Raw genomic sequence first — 19,231 nt, forward strand, 5'->3', positions numbered from 1 at the left:
AAACAAGAATGCCCGTAGAATACTCGGTTTTTCGTTTTAATGCTCTTTTTCGATCAGCACGGCTTCCAATAAATCCAGATCCACCAGCAAGCTTTGCAAGGTTTCATTACTGATTTTCCGTGTTGCACGCAAGTGATAGAGCTCACCACGTTCTGCACGTAGCGCCGTTAAGCGAAAACGCCGTTCAAGGTCTTCAACCTGCAAGTTGTGTTCCATCTCGTCTTGGTCGGCGGTTCGACGGCGTAAATGACCAATCACCCTTGTCGCGACCTCGTTGATGTCTTCCGAATCTAATTGCTCTTCCGCATCCGCCGATAAACGCTCTTGCATCTTGTTCAAGCTGACAATCGCCACTTCTGCCATTGCGGCTTTCGCCATACGGATCTCGTTGATATCCGCCTCTTTATCCCCCACTTTAAAATTGCGCAGCAGGAGTGGTAACGCCACAACGCCCGCAAAAATGGAAAATAAAATAACCCCTGCGGCGATAAACACCAGCTGGTACCTTGCTGGGAACGGAGAACCATCGGTTAGAAACAATGGCACAGAGAGCACACCCGCTAAAGTAATAGCCCCGCGAACCCCCGCGAAAGAAGCTAGCCACAGCTCACGCACAGTATAATTTGCAAATTGAAGCGGACGCTTTTTCAGGAAGAGGCGGCTAAATCTTTTCATCAGCCACAACCAACAGAAACGTAAAATCAGTAAGGCGAAATAGATGATAACGACTGCGGTAAATAGCATCCACGTTTCAACGCTTGGATCGAGTTCCGCTTGAACGACCGACGTTTCCCAGATGCCCGGTAGTTGCAGACCCAGCATAATGAACACTAAACCGTTAAAGACGAACTCTAACATCGACCAGACGCTGTCCGCACGCAGGCGCATTGCTAAAGGTGCATTGCGAATAACACCGGATTTAGTGATAGTCATACCCGCCGCCACCGCGGCTAAAATACCGGAGAAACCGATATGTTCTGCAATCATGTATGATGCAAATGGCAGCAACAACATAAATACGATCTGTGTTGCAGGATCATCACCACTCCAACGGCTCATCAAACGTAGAGATTTACTGTATAGCCAAGTGACGGCAACACCGGCTAACAAGCCGCCCACTGCCACTTTAATAAATTCAATGGTAACCTCAGAGACACTGAAGACCATGGTTCCCATCGCAATGGCGACGGCAAATTTTAACGCGACCAGACCTGAAGCATCGTTCATCAATGCTTCACCCTCTAGAACGCTCATCATACGCTTAGGAATGCGCCCTTTACCCACAATAGAGGACAACGCCACCGCATCCGTTGGGGATAATACCGCCGCCAGAGCAAAGGCCGCAATAAGTGGAATACCGGGCATTAGCCAGTAAATCAGATACCCAATCCCGACGACTGTCACCAAGACGAGCACCAACACCAGAATAAAAATTTCTCTTCCATTCTGGAAAAATTCACGGGTTGGCGTTTTCCAGCCATCGACGAATAACAGAGGGGGGATCAACAGAACCATAAATAGTTCAGGATCAAAAGAGACATGCAATCCAAATTGAGGCCACGCCAACAATGCACCGATAGCTATCTGAATAAGAGGAAGGGGAATACGGATAGGGATGACTTTCGTCACCACTCCAGAAACTGAAACAGCCAAAATCAAAATAAGAATAGTAAAGAAAATTTCCATGTTGCCCTTACTTATTGACTAATGCATACCCTAAATATCGCAGCTTAAAGTATAACGGGATAACCCAAAATTTGCCTGCCGCCGCATAGTAAGAGATAGCACCGTCCAGACCATGAGATTTTCAGTCAAGGCAGTCACTCATTGAAAATAGGCATTTTCACTTCATTTTCCGCCTTACCACTATTCTATCCTTAACAAGCTATCTGACGGGAAAATAATTTTAACTTTAGAATTAATCGCAACAATCCGTTAAAGGGCGACAATGGATGCCGCCCTATCATGAGAATTACCTTTAGATAGCGAGGTCGGCAGCATAAAACGCTACCAGTAGAACCGCGATAACGACGCTACCTAGGTTTAGCTTACGCCACTCACCCGCACAGATACGCCCAATAACCAGTGATGCAAAACCTAACATAATACCGGTAACGATATTACAGGTTAATACGATGAACACCGCACACAGTAGACCTGACATCGAATCCACAAAATCATCGAAATCCAATTTCGAGACATTGCTCAGCATCAACAGACCCACATACATTAGCGCTGGCGCTGTTGCATACGCAGGAACCAGATAAGATAACGGTGATAAGAACAAGATAAATAAGAATAAAATACCGACAACCACCGCGGTTAAGCCTGTACGACCACCCGCAGCAGTTCCTGCTGCTGATTCAATATACACGGCAGCTGGGGATGCACCGATTGCCCCTGCAAAAATACTGCTCACTGAGTCAGCGGTTAATGCCTTTCCACCATCGATAATTTGGCCGTCTTTATCCAGCAAGTTAGCTTGTCCTGCCACAGCACGAATCGTACCTGTCGCATCGAAAACCGCTGTCATGACTAACGCCAGAACACTTGGTAGAACCGCAGCTTGCAGAGCCCCCATGATGTCCATGTTAAACATCAGAGCCAAACCATCTTCCCCCAATGAAGGCAGCTTAAAGAAACCTTGATACTTCACCGCAGGATCGAAAATTAACCCAATAATTGAGATAGCGATAATCACCAGTAATACCCCACCCGGCACACGGCGTTTTTCTAACCCAAAAATTACCGCTAATCCAATCAGGGACATTAAAACTGGGAATGACGTAAATTCACCCAATGCCACAGGTAAGCCAGCATTTGGGTTTTTCACTACTAAGCCAACACCGGTAGCGGCAATAAGTAATAAAAATAGACCAATACCAATACCGGTCCCGTGCGCCACACCCATTGGCATATTACGTAAAATCCAACTGCGGATCCCAGTGATCGAGATAATGGTGAATAAACACCCCATTAGGAACACGGCCCCGAGTGCAACTGGGATACTGATATGTTGCCCTAATACTAAGCTAAATGCCGTAAATGCGGTGAGTGAGATGGCGCAGCCAATTGCCATCGGTAGATTCGCCCACAGCCCCATTAATAATGAACCGAAGCCAGCCACTAAACAGGTTGCAATAAACACAGCAGTAGGAGGAAACCCCGCCTGCCCTAGCATACCTGGCACCACGATGACAGAATAAACCATCGCTAAGAATGTGGTTAATCCCGCAATGATTTCGCGGCGTACTGATGAGCCACGCGCTGTGATCTTAAAATATGAATCCAATTTGCAATTGGATGAAGCCTGTTGGCCTGCCATGGTATACCTCTGCTATTAATTTTAGAAAATTCTATGTCACTATTTTTACTAAGCAATTTTTTAATTTTGCCCAAATGCTTAGCGAACATTGTCTCAGCTTTAAATCCACGTAAACGATTACTTTTTTGAAAACACTCACTGAACCGAGATATCTATCAAGGCAAAATTATTCTCTAGGAACAGTACGCAATCGTTTGGCTTTTAGAGCAAAGTGAGGCAAATTGTGAAGAGCGTAATTATCGTTCGAAAGGGGGGAATTGATCAAGTGTTTTATGCCTGCCTATTTTTCAACCTGACAAATGCAAAAAATATCAAAAATGAGCTGTATCTTTGCGATTATCCAGAATAGTTAAGTTTATTCACCTTTATATACCTTTCGTTTAAAGACAAATTTAAAAGTATTGATAAACTATTTAATAATAATTTTTTATTATTTATAAAAATCATCTTTTTATAAAAGCATTTATTTCCAACACTGATTAAATAATTAATTTACTCAGTGATTGTTTTTATAAAAATATTTTCAATATAACATTTAAATATTCTCTATAAATACCATGTCAATGACTGCACCATCCATTACAACACCAAAGAAAAGCGCCTTAATGCTTTTTTTTCTGTTTTTACTTATTTATCTTCTTCCTGGAATTTATGGTCATAGCCCATGGAAACAGGACGAAAACTACAGTTTTGGTATCATCCAAACCATGTATGAAACCGGAAATTGGCTTGTTCCGACCAATGCTGGTGAACCATTCATGGAAAAACCACCATTATATTATTGGACCGCTACCGTTTTTTCTCATCTGCTTTCAGGTGTTATGCCACTGTATGATGCAGCACGCAGTGCCAGCCTATTTTTTTCTATTATTAACTTTTCCTTTTTTGTTTTATTAGCACGTCGTTTTTTTAAATCTGAACATTTTGCAGATGCCCGTATTTGGACAGCATTTGCATTGTATGTTTGTGCTCCGGGGGTATTACGTCATACCCATGAAATGTTTACTGATGTTTCGTTAATGACGGGAGCGACAATTGGTTTATATGGCTTATTAGGGCTGATTCAACAGCAAAAAATTACCGCATCTGCCTGCTGGCTTGCCCTTGGGACAATCATCACTACGCTTTCTAAAGGGGTGTTTATTCCTGGCGTTTTATGGATCAGCCTATTACTCGCGCCTGTATTTATCACACAATGCCGTATTAAACTATTTTGGCTACCTACTCTATTGGCGGGGGTTGTTGCTCTCATCGCAATTTTACCTTGGCCAATCATGCTGTATGTACAGCATCCAGAACTGTTTGTTACTTGGTTTTGGGAAAATAATATTGGTCGTTTCCTTGGATTCTCCGTTGAAAAACTCGGCGCAAAAGCGAATTTTACGCGAATTCCTTCTGCCATTGTGTTCTTTGCCCTACCCGCGGGACTACTTGCAACCGCCTATTTCCTACGCCACCCACTGAAACGCCTTCGCGATCGTAATGAATATTTACTCGTCATTTTCCCTGTATTGGGTGTGACGTTCTTGCAAATGTCTGCCAGTGGTCGCGCACTCTATTTACTGCCTTTCATTGCTCCGATGGCGATTTTAGCAGTACATACTTTGGGCTGGTTTTCCGATAAAGCCTTAAACGTATTTGCACGTTTCTCGGCACTATTTTGGTCGGGACTCATTCTCTTTTTGTGGATCTGTTACGTGATTGTGCTTATGGGGCACCAAGCACAATGGTTACCTGTATTTGGGCGCTGGCTTCCTCTTGATTATCATCTGGAATTTTCAATTTTTTCATTGATTTCGGGTATGTTTATTACCTGTTTTTGGTTCTTTCGTCATCGCTTAATCTCTTCTTCCAATACAGCGTTCCTCGCCATGAGAAATTGGTCACTCGGTATGGTGAGTGTCTGGAGCATTATCCTGACGCTGTTTGTTGGTTGGATTGATTACTCGAAAGGCTACGAAGGTGTATTCGTGGATCTTCGTCACCACTTGGAAGGGCAATTCGCCCCCAATGACTGTATGGCATCTCAAGGTCTTGGGGAGTCGGAAACACCTATGCTCTATTATTACACGGGTATTTTGCACCAAAGGCAGATGCACTTTGAAAAACCGCAACACTGCCGCTGGCTTATTGTCTATTCCAAAGCAGTAAACCCTGCACCTGAAGGCATGGAATTCTTTTGGTCGAATCACCGCCCTGATGAATTCCACGAAAATTTAGTGGTTTACCGCGCGACCGAATAAAACAATCCCCGAGCTAAAAACTCGGGGATTGTTTTCATCTGTTGAAATGAGTAGATTCTATTGCGCTTGCTGCTGAATTGCTTGTGCACCGTATTTTTCACGGGTAAACCATAAAAATAATCCGGCAATCCCAATCAGCAAAATAGGTAAACCAGAAGGTGAAATCGCAGTTGCAGCACCCGCTAATAACGGACCTGAAAGATTACCAATTCCCCATAACATAGCTGCTGCGGCATTCGCAATAATGAGCTCATTACCCCTGAAATATTGCCCTATTTGCACCAATGCAATGGTATAAATTGCTCCCGCCGTTGCGCCTAGCACAAACAGTAATACCCAAATAAAGTAAGTATGCGTAATCCAGAAGGGCAACAAGATGCTCGCCCCTAGCGTGACAACACCACAAATGCGGTACAATTTTTCGCGATTCATATGGTCAGCAAGCCAGCCAAAAGGCAATTGCATGATGGCATCCCCTGCCAGAATCGCACTGATCATCATCGCAGCAACTGCTTCTGTATGCCCCATTCCCATGCCATAAATTGGGAACATAGATAGAATCGTGCCATCAAAAAAAGCAAAAAATAAAATGCCAGCACAGATTCCGGGGGCGACTTTCACAAACTGCGTGATCGAAAAATGAGATTCAGAGGCTGTTTCGGTTAGCTTATCCCCGATTTTCTGATCCATCAGTAGGAATAAAGCAACTGAAATTAAGTGAATTAGCGTACAAATGAATAGTGGCGATTTATCTTCCACGCCATAGTAAGCAATAAAAGAGGGACCTAATAGCTGGCTGACAGTAAACACGGTCGTGTAAATCGCTAATATACGCCCACGTTTGTTTTCCGGAGATAGCTCATTGATCCATGTCTCTCCTAAGCAAATCATCACTCCGCTGGCTAACCCCGTAATCAACCGTAGCGGAAACAGTAACCATAACGGTAGTGAACTCAATAAAGGTAATAAACTGATAGCGGAAATAATCGTAGCGATAAGCATCGCTTTGCGCTTACCACTCCACCGCACAATACGCTGTACCACTGGCGCGATTAAAAACATTCCCAACGCGGGCGCGGCAGAAATAATGCCAATATACAATTCCCCGACACCAAAATTATTCAGTCTCAGCGCCACCATAGGGATACTGAGACCAATCACAATACCGATAACAGCAATGCTGGTTGTAATCGTAAAAATAGCAAAAGAGGCGGAACGTCGAAAATGTTGGAAACGCTGATTGTCAGGGCTCATTTTTGTATTAATCCGCTAAATTAGAATCACCCAGCGGATATAAACTCCAAAATATTATTATTTAATTGAAATAAAAAGCTGTTGTATGTTTATCTATCAGAATAATGCAAATAAATTATACCACGAATTTAATCAACAAAATAAGACACTCAAAAATAAGAAATATTATATTTACAACAATGTATTAAAAATTTATCTTTCCATTTATCATCTACCAGCAAAATATTATTTTCATAATATCGAATTTCTGACATTTCATATTTAAGATGTTAGAATTGGCAGCAGAAATTAGAGTTCATGGAAGCTAGATGTAGGAAAGTAATATCATGGAAAATAAAATAAATATAAAAATTGGTCAGAAAGTTCGTTTATTGCGCCAAGCGAGAAATTTGTCTCTCAGTGAGCTATCGCACTTATCGGGCATTTCTAAAGCCGCCCTCTCTAAGCTTGAATCGGGAGATTCGAACCCGCGTATCGACACTTTAGAATCCATAGCTGCCGCACTGCGTTTTCCTCTCAGTGATTTATTTACACGCCAAAATGAATCCTATCCCTATTTAGTAAAATCGACACCACTCGAAGGCGACTATTTAGAACAATTTAAATTCCGCATTAGCATGGGAAATGTGTCTGAGATCTGGCAGCTAAGTATGAAGAGAGGCGCGATTATTAACAGTCCCGCCCACATGGTGGGTACCCATGAGCATATTATGGTGCACTCAGGTTCCTTAATGCTGCGATTGGACGATGAACATAGTGTGGTACTTGACGCTGGGGATTTTTATGCCTTCAGCGGAGATTTTCCTCACGCTTATTTATGTATTGAAGGGGATGTCCATGCCACTGTCGTGATGACCTATGCTCATTTAAGTGATGGCGTTTAATTTATCAGCCTACCATCCCTGTAGGCCAATCATGCTCATTAAGAATTACTGCACATAATCCTGCATAATTTCAAATACGCGAAGGTCATCGCTAAAACGCACTTCACGGACATCTTCTAGCTTTTCAACTTGGTTAACCATTTGAGATAAGCGTTCATCTTTCTGAACTAATAACCAGATTCTACTTTCGTCCTTATCTTTAATTGGCATACACAAAATGCCATCCACGTTAAATGCTCGACGAGCAAACAACCCACAAATATGTGACATGACGCCCGGATGGTTGCGAACAATTAATTCTAAGGCGATTGGATGATGTTCAAATACCATAATTACGCTCCGATCATATCAATATTAGCGGCACCGGGAGGAACCATTGGATATACCTTCTGATTCACATCAATCAAGGCATGAATTAAGCACGGTCCTTTAGTGTTCATAATCGCTTCCAGCGCCATTTCAGGATCGGCCTCATTATTCAAATCACACGTTTGGAAACCAAACCCAGAAGCAATCTTAATAAAATCCGTCTGATAAGGATAAGCTGCAGCAAATATCCGATTTTCAAAAAACAGATCTTGCTGCTGGTACACCATTCCCAATGCTTGGTTATTCATTAGAATAATTTTAATGTTTAACTGATGCTCGGCAGCAGTGGCTAATTCCTGAATATTCATCATCAAGCTACCATCGCCAGAAAAACACACGATAGTTTTATCTGGGTGAGCTAAGGCAGCACCAATGGCGGCTGGTAATCCAAAGCCCATCGTACCCAAACCACCTGACGTCAACCATTGGCGAGGGCGCGATAATGGGTAAACTTGTGCAGCCCACATCTGATGCTGCCCCACATCTGTTGTTACAATCGCCTCTTCACCCGCAGCTCTTGCCGTCGCTAAGACTAAACCATAGTGATCTAACGGATCATCCGCATTCGCTAAATTCAGCGGATAATGAGTTTTCAGATCATTAACTTGCTGCACCCATTCTTGGCGATCATTACGCTCAACTAATGGCAGCAGTAATTCTAAGATTTGCCCTGCATCCGCATGAATCGCAATATCAGGACGCTTAATTTTACTGATTTCAGCTTTATCGATATCCACATGAATAATTTTGGCATTTGGACAAAACTTTTCTGCTTTACCAATAGCACGATCGTCAAAACGTGCACCAATAACAATCAGCAAATCAGACTCTTCCATTACCATATTAGTACTACGCGCCGCATGCATACCCAACATACCCAAATACAGCGGATGGCGCATTGGAATGGTTCCTAATGCCATCAACGTCATCGTGGTTGGTAACGAGGCTTTTTCTGCAAATGCGATAGCCGTCGCAGTCGAGTCTGAGCTAATCACCCCACCACCAAAATAAAGCACTGGTCGCTTAGCTCGGTTGATCATCTCCGCCGCTTGGATCACTTTCTCCATATCGAAGCTTGGTGTTTTATCCTTCGGTAAAACCTCTGGCAAGGTCTCTAATTCAATGGTTGCTGTTTGAACATCTTTCGGAATATCAATCCAAACAGGTCCCGGACGCCCTGATTCAGCGATGCGAAAGGCTTCGCAGATAACCCGAGGCAGGTCTTCAATGCTACGCACCAAATAGTTGTGTTTCGTAATCGGAATTGAAATACCGTAAGTGTCCACTTCCTGAAATGCATCAGTACCAATCATAGAAGAAGGCACCTGCGCAGTGATGCAAACCAATGGAATAGAGTCCAGTTTGGCATCCGCAATGGCAGTGACTAAGTTCGTTGCACCGGGACCGCTTGAAGAAATACAGACCGCGGCTTTACCTGTGCTACGCGCGATTCCTTGCGCAATGAAGCCAGCGCCTTGCTCATGGCGCGCCAGTATGTGACGAATTTTTTTGCTCTGCCCCAGTGCATCGTAGAATGGCAATGCCGCCCCGCCCGGAATCCCAGAAACAAGAGTAATTCCATGTTCTTCCAACAAATGGACGATTAATTCTGCGCCTGTAAAACAGGTTTTTTGTGGTGATGTTGTGCCCGACTCGCTCATAATTTTTTATTCCTTCACTAGCCTGCGGATCCGAGTTTTAGGTCATAAAAAAACCCCGCTCGGTTTGCGCCGGCGGGGTTTCTAAATCGCGTGATTTGTTCCCGTTACGGCGCTAAGCCCACGACCACCACCACACGCACGACTACCGCGGCTAGTGGCGCGGTAAGTAGTAGGTTTGAACGGTTAGCAGTCATTTTCACGGGGTTTTCCTGTAATTTAATTCTGTCTAGTTAAAGTCTGTCTGATTTTTCGTTATTGTGTTTGCTGCATTTAAGAAACCATAAAATCCTAACCTTCACAACCCTTTTTTTCGTTTTTCTTGGTTGCGGATTTCAAATGAGAGACGCATCACAAAATATTGTTGTGTTGTGATAACTTGAATTAAGTTTTCCATAAAAAAATAAAGCCCTTAAATTTAAGGGCTTTATTTAATGACTTGAATTTTCTAATAGAAAAATTAGAACGGGATATCGTCATCAAAATCCATTGGTGGTTCATTCGATTGTGGTGCTGGTGAACGCGCTGGTGCTGCGCCGCCGCCACTGAACTGTTGCGCTGCTTGTGGCTGCTGTGGTTGACCCCAACCGCCTTGTCCGCCGCTTTGGCCTTGTGATGGTGCATCACCACCGCGACCACCCAACATTTGCATTGAACCGCCGATATTCACCACAACTTCGGTGCTGTAACGATCTTGACCACTTTGGTCTTGCCATTTACGCGTTTGCAGTGAACCTTCAATATAAACTTGTGAACCTTTTTTCAGATATTCGCCGGCAACTTCCGCTAATTTGCCGAAAATAACAACACGGTGCCATTCTGTTTTTTCACGCATTTCACCGGTTTGCTTGTCACGCCAACTTTCAGAAGTTGCCAGAGTCAGGTTAGCGACAGCTCCGCCGTTAGGCATATAACGGATTTCTGGATCTTGTCCTAAGTTACCGATAAGAATTACTTTATTTACGCCTCTGCTGGCCATTTGTTACTCCTGATGCATTGAATTTTTAATCTCTGGACTGACCGTGAAGTTTAACACGACCTATCTGTATTGCACCATAAATTGAGATTGCTTGATGAGAAGTTGCGAAGCACTTTCCAAATTTAAGTGAAATCTGCATTACTGGTTTTTAGTATAGACGCTAATTATTCACACTACAGATAAGTTGTCATCTTCACCCTCTGGAATGAAATATAAAGAGCACATATACTGTATATCCATTCAGCAAATTTTGTGCAATACTAACTTGTTCGTTAATACTTGCTCTTTCGTTTATTCGTACTGCCAAGTTTATTTTTGTTCACTATCAATTCATTCGGGAAGTGGTAAATGGAGAATATCGAAGTCCGCGGCGCTCGCACGCATAACCTAAAAAACATCAATCTCATCATCCCCCGAGACAAGCTGATAGTTATTACGGGGCTATCTGGCTCAGGGAAGTCATCCCTTGCCTTTGATACCCTCTATGCCGAAGGTCAGCGTCGTTATGTTGAGTCTCTATCCGCTTATGCTCGTCAGTTCTTATCCTTAATGGAAAAGCCAGATGTCGACCATATTGAAGGGCTATCCCCCGCTATCTCCATTGAACAAAAATCGACTTCTCATAACCCGCGTTCAACTGTCGGGACAATTACTGAAATTCATGATTATCTGCGTTTACTGTTTGCCCGCGTTGGTGAACCTCGCTGCCCTGATCATAATATTCCGCTAGCCGCGCAAACTGTCAGCCAAATGGTGGATAACGTTCTCGCACAACCCACTGACAGTAGAATGATGCTGCTTGCCCCTGTGGTAAAAGAGCGTAAAGGTGAGCATGTTAAGTTACTCGATAACTTGGCGAGTCAAGGCTATATCCGCGCCCGTATTGATGGTGAAGTTTGTGACTTATCCGATCCACCAAAGCTTGAATTACAGAAAAAACATACCATTGAAGTAGTCGTTGACCGCTTCAAAGTGCGTGAGGATATTGCTCAGCGACTTGCTGAATCCTTTGAAACTGCACTAGAACTTTCGGGTGGTACTGCAGTTGTCGCCGATATGGACGACCCGAAAGCCGAAGAACTCGTGTTCTCCGCCAATTTTGCATGCTCGGTGTGTGGCTATAGCATGATGGAGTTAGAGCCACGCCTGTTCTCTTTCAATAATCCAGCCGGGGCTTGCCCAAGTTGTGACGGTTTAGGGGTTCAGCAGTTCTTTGACCCTGAGCGTGTGCTTCAAAATACAGAAATCTCTCTCGCGGGCGGTGCAATTCGCGGTTGGGATCGTCGTAATTTCTATTATTTTCAAATGCTCATGTCATTAGGTGAGCACTACAAATTTGATGTTGAAGCGCCTTATGAGTCACTCAGTCCAGCCATTCAAAAAGTGATTTTATATGGCTCAGGCAAAGAGAGCATTGAGTTTAAATACCGTAACGATCGTGGCGATATCACTGTACGTCACCATCCATTCGAAGGCGTTCTTAACAATATGGAGCGCCGCTATAAAGAAACAGAATCTACTGCGGTGCGCGAGGAATTGGCTAAATACATTAGCAATCGCCCTTGTGTAACTTGTGGCGGAACCCGCCTACGTAAAGAAGCCCGTTTTGTGTTTGTAGAAAATACAACACTGCCAGAAATTGCTGACTACAGCATTGGTCATGCGATGGAATTTTTCCAAAACTTAAAACTCAGCGGGCAGCGAGCTCAAATCGCTGAAAAAGTACTGAAAGAAATCAGCGATCGTCTAAGGTTCTTAGTTAACGTGGGTCTGAATTATTTAACGCTTTCCCGTTCCGCAGAGACGTTATCCGGTGGCGAAGCTCAGCGTATTCGTTTGGCTAGCCAAATTGGTGCGGGTCTGGTTGGTGTCATGTATGTGTTAGATGAACCGTCAATCGGATTACATCAACGGGATAATGACCGCTTACTCGAAACGCTGGTTCACCTGCGTAATCTCGGCAATACCGTGATTGTAGTTGAGCATGACGAAGATGCGATTCGTGCCGCTGACCATGTGATTGATATTGGACCCGGTGCGGGGGTTCATGGTGGGCAAATCGTAGCACAAGGTACACTGGACGATATTGTTTCTAATCCAGAATCTCTAACAGGTAAATTCTTGAGTGGAGAACGCCGAATTGAGATCCCACAAGCTCGCGTTCCTTTTAATAAAGATAAAGTGCTCACCGTCGTTGGCGCAACGGGTAACAACCTGAAGAATGTCACCTTAACGATTCCCGTTGGCTTATTTACGTGTATTACAGGGGTTTCAGGCTCAGGAAAGTCAACGCTGATTAATGATACGTTATTCCCAATTGCGCAGCGCCAATTGAATGGTGCAACGGTGATTAACCCTGCACCTTATGCTCATGTCGAAGGTTTAGAGCATTTCGATAAAGTTATCGACATCGACCAGAGCCCTATTGGACGAACGCCTCGTTCAAACCCTGCAACTTACACAGGGATATTTACGCCGATCCGCGAGCTATTCGCTGGCGTACCAGAATCACGTACTCGTGGCTATAACCCAGGGCGTTTTAGCTTTAACGTGAAAGGTGGGCGCTGTGAGGCTTGCCAAGGCGATGGCGTGATTAAAGTTGAAATGCATTTCTTGCCGGATGTGTATGTGCCGTGTGACCAATGTAAAGGCAAACGCTATAACCGCGAAACCTTAGAAATTAAATATAAAGGTAAAAGTATCCATGAAGTGCTGGATATGACCATCGAAGAGTCTCGTGAGTTCTTTGATGCTGTTCCTGCTCTGGCTCGTAAGCTACAAACACTGATGGATGTTGGCTTGTCATATATTCGTTTAGGTCAATCCGCCACCACATTATCTGGCGGTGAAGCTCAACGCGTGAAATTAGCTCGCGAGTTATCTAAACGAGGAACAGGGCAAACCATCTATATCTTGGATGAACCAACCACAGGACTGCATTTTGCCGATATTCAACAGCTGTTAGTCGTCCTGCATCAGCTACGAGACCAAGGTAATACCATTGTGGTTATCGAGCATAACTTAGATGTCATCAAAACGGCAGACTGGATTGTTGATTTAGGACCAGAAGGTGGTAGTGGGGGCGGTGAGATTTTAATTTCTGGAACCCCAGAGGAAGTTGCTGAATGTGAAAAATCCCATACAGCACGCTTTTTAAAACCGATCCTCGCTCGTGGATACTAAATAAGTCCGAATACAAAAAGGGGAACTCATTGTTCCCCTTTTTAATGCTTAAATAACAATTTGTTATTAGCTAACAGCCGCAAATGCTTCCACAATACGTTTCACATTATGGCGATTCACACCAGCCATACACACACGACCAGTTCCAACCAAGTAAACCGCAAACTCGTCTTTCAAGCGATCAACTTGCTGTTGAGAGAACCCGGTGTAACTAAACATACCGCGCTGTTTTAGTAGGTGGTCAAAGTTTTTGTTTGGCAACGCTTTTTTCAGCTCATCCACGAGTACAGTACGCATCTCAAGAATACGCAGACGCATCTCTTCGACTTCTTCCAACCATTTCGCTTTTTGCTGGCTATCGGTGAGTACCGCAGCCACAATCTTTGCACCATTAGACGGTGGGCTTGAATACAGGCGACGAACACCCGCTTTAAGCTGACCTAACACACGGTCACGCTCATCTTTATCCTTACAGATAACGGATAAACCGCCCGCACGTTCTCCATAGATACCAAAGATTTTGGAGAATGAGTTGCTTACAAAGACAGGTAAGCCCGCTTTAACCATCGCGCGAATGGCGTAAGCATCTTCATTGATCCCTTCAGCAAAACCTTGATACGCGATGTCTAAGAATGGAATCAATTTGTGTTCAAGTGCCACTTTTGTCACTTCATCCCATTGAGCTGGTGTTAAATCGGAGCCCGTTGGGTTATGGCAGCATGGGTGCATTAAGATAATGCTGTTTTCTGGTAACTTTTTGAAAGTTTCCAGCATTTCATCAAACTTAACCCCTTTGCTCTTTTCATCAAAGTAAGGGTAGTAATGAACTTTTGTACCTGCACCAGAGAAAATAGAAGCGTGGTTTTCCCATGTCGGGTTACTGCACCAAACTTCAGAATTTGGGAAATAATGGTGTAAAAAATCTGCGCCAATTTTCAGGGCACCGGAGCCACCGATGGTTTGTACGGTTGCAATACGCTCTTGTGCAATCAGTGGGCAATCTGCACCAAATACCAATTTTTGTAATTCAGTACGGTAATCTTTCAAACCTTCCATTGGCAGATATAACGATGCACTTGCTGGAAGTTTGCTCAGAGCAGCTTTCGCTGTGCCGACGGTTTCCAGCTCAGGGGTTTTCCCTTCTGCATCATAATAAAGACCAATACTTAGGTTAATTTTGCCTTCACGAGTATCTTTATTAAATTCATCCATCAGCGATAAGATTGGATCGCCCGGATAAGCATCAACATGTTGGTACACAGGATATCTCCCACTTGTAGGTTTTCTTTATTGCTTTTGTCTAGTGAAAATAACCCTTTAAAACCTATTCGTCTACATATTCCATTGCGACTCTAGAGGTTAATTTCGTTAGAAGTTCATAGTTAATAATGCCTGTTTGTGTGGCAATTTCTTCTACTGGCAGAGCATTTCCCCAGAGAATGACATCATCCCCCACTTTATCGGTGGCATCTGGACCTAAATCCACGACGGTCATGTCCATGGAAATTCGCCCAATAATTGGCACTTTTCGTCCATTTACAAGCACTGGTGTCCCCGATGGTACGTTACGTGGATAACCATCTCCGTAGCCAATTGCGACCACGCCAAGGCGGGTATTACGTTCACTGCACCATGTTTCACCATAACCAACACACTGCCCTGCCGAGTGTTCTCTGACTGCAATCAAAGTGGACTTTAGCGTCATCACTGGCAATAAACCGAAGCTAGCTGCACTTTTGCCTTCTTGCGGGGAGGCGCCATACATCATGATACCCGGACGAACCCAGTCATAATGAGCTTCAGGCCATAACAGAATCCCTGCGGAAGCAGCGATAGATTTCTCACCGGGCTTGTCAGAAACAAACTGTTGGAAACATTCGATTTGTTTCTGAGTTGTGGGAAGCTCAGGCGCATCAGCCTGACAGAAATGACTAACAATATTGATAGGTAAATCAACGTTGCTACAGCTTTGTAGACGCTGGTAAAAACTCTCTGCATGTTGAGGAAGAATACCAAGGCGGTGCATACCAGTATCGAGTTTCATCCAGACTTTAATTTTTTTAGCGAGCTGTGCACTTTCCAGCATTTCCAGTTGTTCAACGCAGTGGATCACCGTATCGATGTGATATTCCACCATCAACTGCAAATCAGATTGCTCAAAGAAACCCTCTAATAAAATAATCGGTTTTGTCACGCCTTGATGTCTAAGAAGCAAAGCTTCATTTAAACGTGCAACACCAAATCCGTCGACGCTCCCTTGAATTTCTGTGCCAACCCCAATTAATCCATGACCATAAGCGTTTGCTTTAACAACTGCAATCAGACGGCTATTCGGCGCCAATTCTCTAACCCGTTGCAAGTTGTGTCGCAGAGCGCGGCGGTTTATTAATGCTGTTGCCGCTTTCATTTCTTCCTCTTAATTATTCATTTTAAAATTTAACTTATTTAATCTTTAATCTTCTATACGTATAAGCTCTAAATAGTTTGAACTGTAGCAAGGCGGTAAACGAAGCTATCCCTAGGAGCATACACAAGTATGTGACTAGGGTTGCTGAGAGCAACCAACACAGCTACAGCTCAAAATATGACGAGCTTACTAACCTCTAAATAATTCGCACTGTGGCTAGGCGGCAAGAGAAGCTAAGCCTGGGGAGCATACATAAGTATGTGACTCAGGTTAGCGAACACAGCCAACAACGCCACAGTGTGAAGTATGACGAGGTTAGGTTATTCGTCGTCGTAGGCCGGTCCCGCATAATTATCAAACCGCGACCACTGCCCATTAAACGTCAATCTTACCGTCCCGATAGGACCATTACGCTGTTTACCTAAAATAATTTCAGCAACCCCTTTGAGGTCGCTGTTGTCATGATAGACCTCGTCACGATAGATAAACATAATTAAGTCAGCATCTTGCTCGATGGAGCCGGATTCACGTAAGTCGGAGTTCACTGGGCGTTTATCCGCACGTTGCTCCAAACTACGGTTTAGCTGAGAAAGCGCGACAACAGGTACATTCAATTCTTTAGCTAATGCTTTGAGAGAGCGAGAAATTTCTGCAATTTCTAACGTTCGGTTATCCGACAAAGCAGGCACACGCATTAACTGTAGGTAATCGATCATGATCAGACTTAATCCACCATGTTCACGGTAGATTCGCCGTGCGCGAGAACGTACTTCCGTTGGTGTGAGTCCCGAAGAGTCATCGATATACATATTACGTTTTTCCATCAATATGCCCATGGTGCTCGAGATGCGTGCCCAATCTTCATCATCAAGCTGCCCTGTACGAATACGAGTTTGGTCGACACGGGAAAGTGACGCTAACATACGCATCATGATCTGGTTACCTGGCATCTCTAAGCTGAAGATAAGAACTGGCTTTTCTTCGGTCATTGCCGCATTTTCACATAAGTTCATCGCAAATGTGGTTTTACCCATTGATGGACGTGCAGCAACAATAATTAAGTCAGAACCTTGTAACCCTGCGGTTTTCTTGTCTAAATCTTGGTAACCAGTAGAAACCCCAGTCACCCCGTCGTGAGGTTGCTGATAGAGTTGTTCAATTTTTTCAACCGTTTCCGACAAGATTGCTTCAATCCCTTTTGGGCCTTCATCTTTATTCGCCCGCGATTCCGCAATTTGGAACACTTTGGACTCTGCGAAATCTAATAAATCTTCACTACTACGCCCTTGAGGATCATACCCCGCGTCCGCGATGTCATTAGCGACAGAAATCATATCGCGTACAATTGCACGTTCACGGACGATATCCGCATAAGCATTGATGTTCGCCGCACTTGGGGTGTTTTTTGATAATTCGGCTAAGTATGCAAAGCCACCCACACTGTCCAATTCACCCTGTTGCTCAAGGGATTCTGACAATGTGATCAAGTCAATCGGCTTGCCCTGCTCCAGCAGGATTTGCATTTGCCCGAAGATAGTACGGTGAGGGCGGCTAAAAAAATCGGCTGAAGTGACACGCTCTGATACGGTGTCCCAACGTTCGTTGTCCAACATCAGTCCCCCCAATACAGACTGTTCCGCTTCGATAGAGTGCGGTGGAAGTTTTAATCCTTCCATTTGCTGATCGCGCGGTGGGTTTGTCTTGTAATCTGAGGAGGGTTTTTTAGCCATACTTGAAATATCCACGTCTATAATTAACCAACAGTTAGTATACGCCAATCTGAGGTGTCATGTGGCGTCTTTCTTGTTATCTATACAAGATATTATTACAGCCGCTATCTTAACGCAGCGCACAAACCGATAATTCTTCTTATTAAAGCATCGCGTTATGATGGCGCTATTGATACTGTTAATAAAAACAAACTCACCTATTGGAGATGATCATGGCAAAACGTATTGAATTTTCGCAACATGGTGGTCCTGAAGTTCTCAATTTTGTTGACTATTCCCCGAACGCTCCTGCGGAAAACGAAATTCAAATTGAAAACCGCGCAATTGGCATCAACTTTATTGATACTTACGTTCGTAGTGGCCTATACCCAGTTGCAAGCTTGCCATGTGGGCTTGGTACTGAAGCCGCTGGCGTCATCGTTAAAACCGGCTCTCAAGTAACTGGTTTCAAACCGGGTGACCGCGTCGTTTACGCTCAAGGTCCACTAGGGGCTTATAGCGAAGTGCATAATGTTCCCGAAAGTGCGGTTGCACATCTCCCAGATGGCATTACGTTTGAGCAAGCCGCGGCTTGCTCATTGAAAGGAATGACTGTTTATTACCTGCTAAACCAAACCTACCAAGTTCAAAAAGATGAAATTTTCTTATTCCATGCTGCCGCTGGCGGTGTGGGCTTAATTGCCTGCCAATGGGCAAAAGCGTTAGGCGCAAAAATGATTGGTACCGTTGGCTCAGACGAGAAAGCGCAGCGTGCGAAAGCCGCAGGCGCATGGGAAGTCATTAATTACCAAACCGAAAATATTGCTGAGCGTGTGAAAGAAATTACGCAGGGTGAAAAAGTCAATGTGGTGTATGACTCAGTAGGTCAGGCAACTTGGCTAGCCTCTTTAGACTCACTGAAACGTCGGGGCTTAATGGTAAGCTTTGGTAATGCCTCAGGTGCCGTGACGGGTGTTAATTTAGGGATCTTAAATCAAAAAGGTTCCCTGTATGTAACCCGCCCATCACTTGGCGGTTATGTCACGAACAGAGAAGAGTTAAACCAAGCAAGTAAAGCTCTGTTTGATATGATTTTAAGTGGCAAACTCAATGTGGATGTTCCTTCATCACAAATTTTTGCGCTGAAAGATGTGCAAAAAGCACACCAAACACTGGAACAACGCAAAACCCAAGGCTCTAGTCTGCTAATTCCTTAATCA

At 44.1% G+C, this 19,231-nt stretch carries 14 protein-coding genes; 4 read left to right on the plus strand and 10 right to left on the minus strand.

The features are described 5' to 3' along the window. Positions 1-36: 36 nt before the first annotated feature. Together PSF16_RS05105 and PSF16_RS05110 are read right to left on the minus strand one after the other, a co-directional pair. Complete coding sequence (locus tag PSF16_RS05105) at positions 37-1,686, minus strand: Na+/H+ antiporter (RefSeq protein ID WP_272688902.1); 1,650 nt, start codon at positions 1,684-1,686, stop codon at positions 37-39. 292 nt (positions 1,687-1,978) lie between these two features. Then, complete coding sequence (locus PSF16_RS05110) at positions 1,979-3,325, minus strand: NCS2 family permease (RefSeq protein ID WP_006658320.1); 1,347 nt, start codon at positions 3,323-3,325, stop codon at positions 1,979-1,981. A 563-nt stretch (positions 3,326-3,888) separates the two neighbouring features. Between PSF16_RS05110 and PSF16_RS05115 the strand changes: the two genes are divergently transcribed. After that, on the plus strand, positions 3,889-5,568 hold the full coding sequence (locus tag PSF16_RS05115; RefSeq protein ID WP_272688906.1) for an ArnT family glycosyltransferase: 1,680 nt from the start codon (positions 3,889-3,891) through the stop codon (positions 5,566-5,568). Between the two features lie 57 nt (positions 5,569-5,625). Here the strand turns inward: PSF16_RS05115 and PSF16_RS05120 are convergent, their stop codons facing one another. Next, a complete protein-coding gene (locus tag PSF16_RS05120; protein ID WP_036974020.1) occupies positions 5,626-6,822 on the minus strand; it encodes an MFS transporter in 1,197 nt (398 codons plus the stop codon). Positions 6,823-7,148: 326 nt separating this feature from the next. Between PSF16_RS05120 and PSF16_RS05125 the strand changes: the two genes are divergently transcribed. Continuing rightward, the gene (locus PSF16_RS05125; RefSeq protein ID WP_006658315.1) at positions 7,149-7,706 is read left to right on the plus strand and encodes a helix-turn-helix domain-containing protein; all 558 of its coding nucleotides are present in this window, start codon (positions 7,149-7,151) and stop codon (positions 7,704-7,706) included. Between the two features lie 45 nt (positions 7,707-7,751). Here PSF16_RS05125 and ilvN read toward each other — a convergent pair whose 3' ends face one another. The 4 genes from ilvN to PSF16_RS05145 form a co-directional block, all read right to left on the minus strand. Beyond that, positions 7,752-8,036 (minus strand): acetolactate synthase small subunit, encoded by a 285-nt coding sequence (gene ilvN, locus PSF16_RS05130; protein ID WP_006658314.1) that lies wholly within the window; start codon positions 8,034-8,036, stop codon positions 7,752-7,754. 2 nt (positions 8,037-8,038) lie between these two features. After that, positions 8,039-9,736 carry an acetolactate synthase large subunit gene (ilvB, locus tag PSF16_RS05135; protein ID WP_181480556.1) on the minus strand — a complete coding sequence of 566 codons (1,698 nt, stop codon included), beginning with the start codon at positions 9,734-9,736 and terminating at the stop codon, positions 8,039-8,041. Positions 9,737-9,840: 104 nt separating this feature from the next. After that, a complete protein-coding gene (gene ivbL, locus PSF16_RS05140; protein WP_108479355.1) occupies positions 9,841-9,930 on the minus strand; it encodes an ilvB operon leader peptide IvbL in 90 nt (29 codons plus the stop codon). 263 nt (positions 9,931-10,193) lie between these two features. Further along, positions 10,194-10,712, minus strand: coding sequence for a single-stranded DNA-binding protein (locus PSF16_RS05145; protein WP_036968568.1), 519 nt, complete (start codon positions 10,710-10,712; stop codon positions 10,194-10,196). A 348-nt stretch (positions 10,713-11,060) separates the two neighbouring features. On the opposite strand from PSF16_RS05145, the gene uvrA reads away from it, so the two are divergent. Continuing rightward, the gene (gene uvrA, locus PSF16_RS05150) at positions 11,061-13,895 is read left to right on the plus strand and encodes an excinuclease ABC subunit UvrA (protein WP_006658310.1); all 2,835 of its coding nucleotides are present in this window, start codon (positions 11,061-11,063) and stop codon (positions 13,893-13,895) included. A gap of 66 nt (positions 13,896-13,961) precedes the next feature. Here uvrA and PSF16_RS05155 read toward each other — a convergent pair whose 3' ends face one another. From PSF16_RS05155 to dnaB, 3 genes are all read right to left on the minus strand, one after another. Continuing rightward, complete coding sequence (locus PSF16_RS05155) at positions 13,962-15,155, minus strand: amino acid aminotransferase (protein ID WP_272688903.1); 1,194 nt, start codon at positions 15,153-15,155, stop codon at positions 13,962-13,964. Between the two features lie 64 nt (positions 15,156-15,219). After that, positions 15,220-16,302 (minus strand): alanine racemase, encoded by a 1,083-nt coding sequence (gene alr, locus PSF16_RS05160; protein ID WP_272688904.1) that lies wholly within the window; start codon positions 16,300-16,302, stop codon positions 15,220-15,222. Between the two features lie 320 nt (positions 16,303-16,622). Then, entirely contained in the window at positions 16,623-18,032 is a 1,410-nt protein-coding gene (gene dnaB / locus PSF16_RS05165) for a replicative DNA helicase (protein WP_006658307.1), read from the minus strand. Positions 18,033-18,244: 212 nt separating this feature from the next. Between dnaB and PSF16_RS05170 the strand changes: the two genes are divergently transcribed. Beyond that, positions 18,245-19,228, plus strand: a complete 984-nt coding sequence (locus PSF16_RS05170) for a quinone oxidoreductase (RefSeq protein WP_272688905.1) — start codon at positions 18,245-18,247, stop codon at positions 19,226-19,228. The last annotated feature ends 3 nt before the right edge of the window (positions 19,229-19,231 follow it).

The sequence above is a fragment of the Providencia sp. PROV033 genome (genome assembly GCF_028484855.1).
Lineage (GTDB): Bacteria > Pseudomonadota > Gammaproteobacteria > Enterobacterales > Enterobacteriaceae > Providencia > Providencia alcalifaciens.

Excerpts from the sequence above, each read along its gene's own strand:
- PSF16_RS05105 (WP_272688902.1), bottom strand. The coding sequence starts at position 1,686 with ATGGAAATTTTCTTTACTATTCTTATTTTGATTTTGGCTGTTTCAGTT.
- PSF16_RS05110 (WP_006658320.1), bottom strand. The coding sequence starts at position 3,325 with ATGGCAGGCCAACAGGCTTCATCCAATTGCAAATTGGATTCATATTTT.
- PSF16_RS05115 (WP_272688906.1), top strand. The coding sequence starts at position 3,889 with ATGACTGCACCATCCATTACAACACCAAAGAAAAGCGCCTTAATGCTT.
- PSF16_RS05120 (WP_036974020.1), bottom strand. The coding sequence starts at position 6,822 with ATGAGCCCTGACAATCAGCGTTTCCAACATTTTCGACGTTCCGCCTCT.
- PSF16_RS05125 (WP_006658315.1), top strand. The coding sequence starts at position 7,149 with ATGGAAAATAAAATAAATATAAAAATTGGTCAGAAAGTTCGTTTATTG.
- ilvN (WP_006658314.1), bottom strand. The coding sequence starts at position 8,036 with ATGGTATTTGAACATCATCCAATCGCCTTAGAATTAATTGTTCGCAAC.
- ilvB (WP_181480556.1), bottom strand. The coding sequence starts at position 9,736 with ATGAGCGAGTCGGGCACAACATCACCACAAAAAACCTGTTTTACAGGC.
- ivbL (WP_108479355.1), bottom strand. The coding sequence starts at position 9,930 with ATGACTGCTAACCGTTCAAACCTACTACTTACCGCGCCACTAGCCGCG.
- PSF16_RS05145 (WP_036968568.1), bottom strand. The coding sequence starts at position 10,712 with ATGGCCAGCAGAGGCGTAAATAAAGTAATTCTTATCGGTAACTTAGGA.
- uvrA (WP_006658310.1), top strand. The coding sequence starts at position 11,061 with ATGGAGAATATCGAAGTCCGCGGCGCTCGCACGCATAACCTAAAAAAC.
- alr (WP_272688904.1), bottom strand. The coding sequence starts at position 16,302 with ATGAAAGCGGCAACAGCATTAATAAACCGCCGCGCTCTGCGACACAAC.
- dnaB (WP_006658307.1), bottom strand. The coding sequence starts at position 18,032 with ATGGCTAAAAAACCCTCCTCAGATTACAAGACAAACCCACCGCGCGAT.
- PSF16_RS05170 (WP_272688905.1), top strand. The coding sequence starts at position 18,245 with ATGGCAAAACGTATTGAATTTTCGCAACATGGTGGTCCTGAAGTTCTC.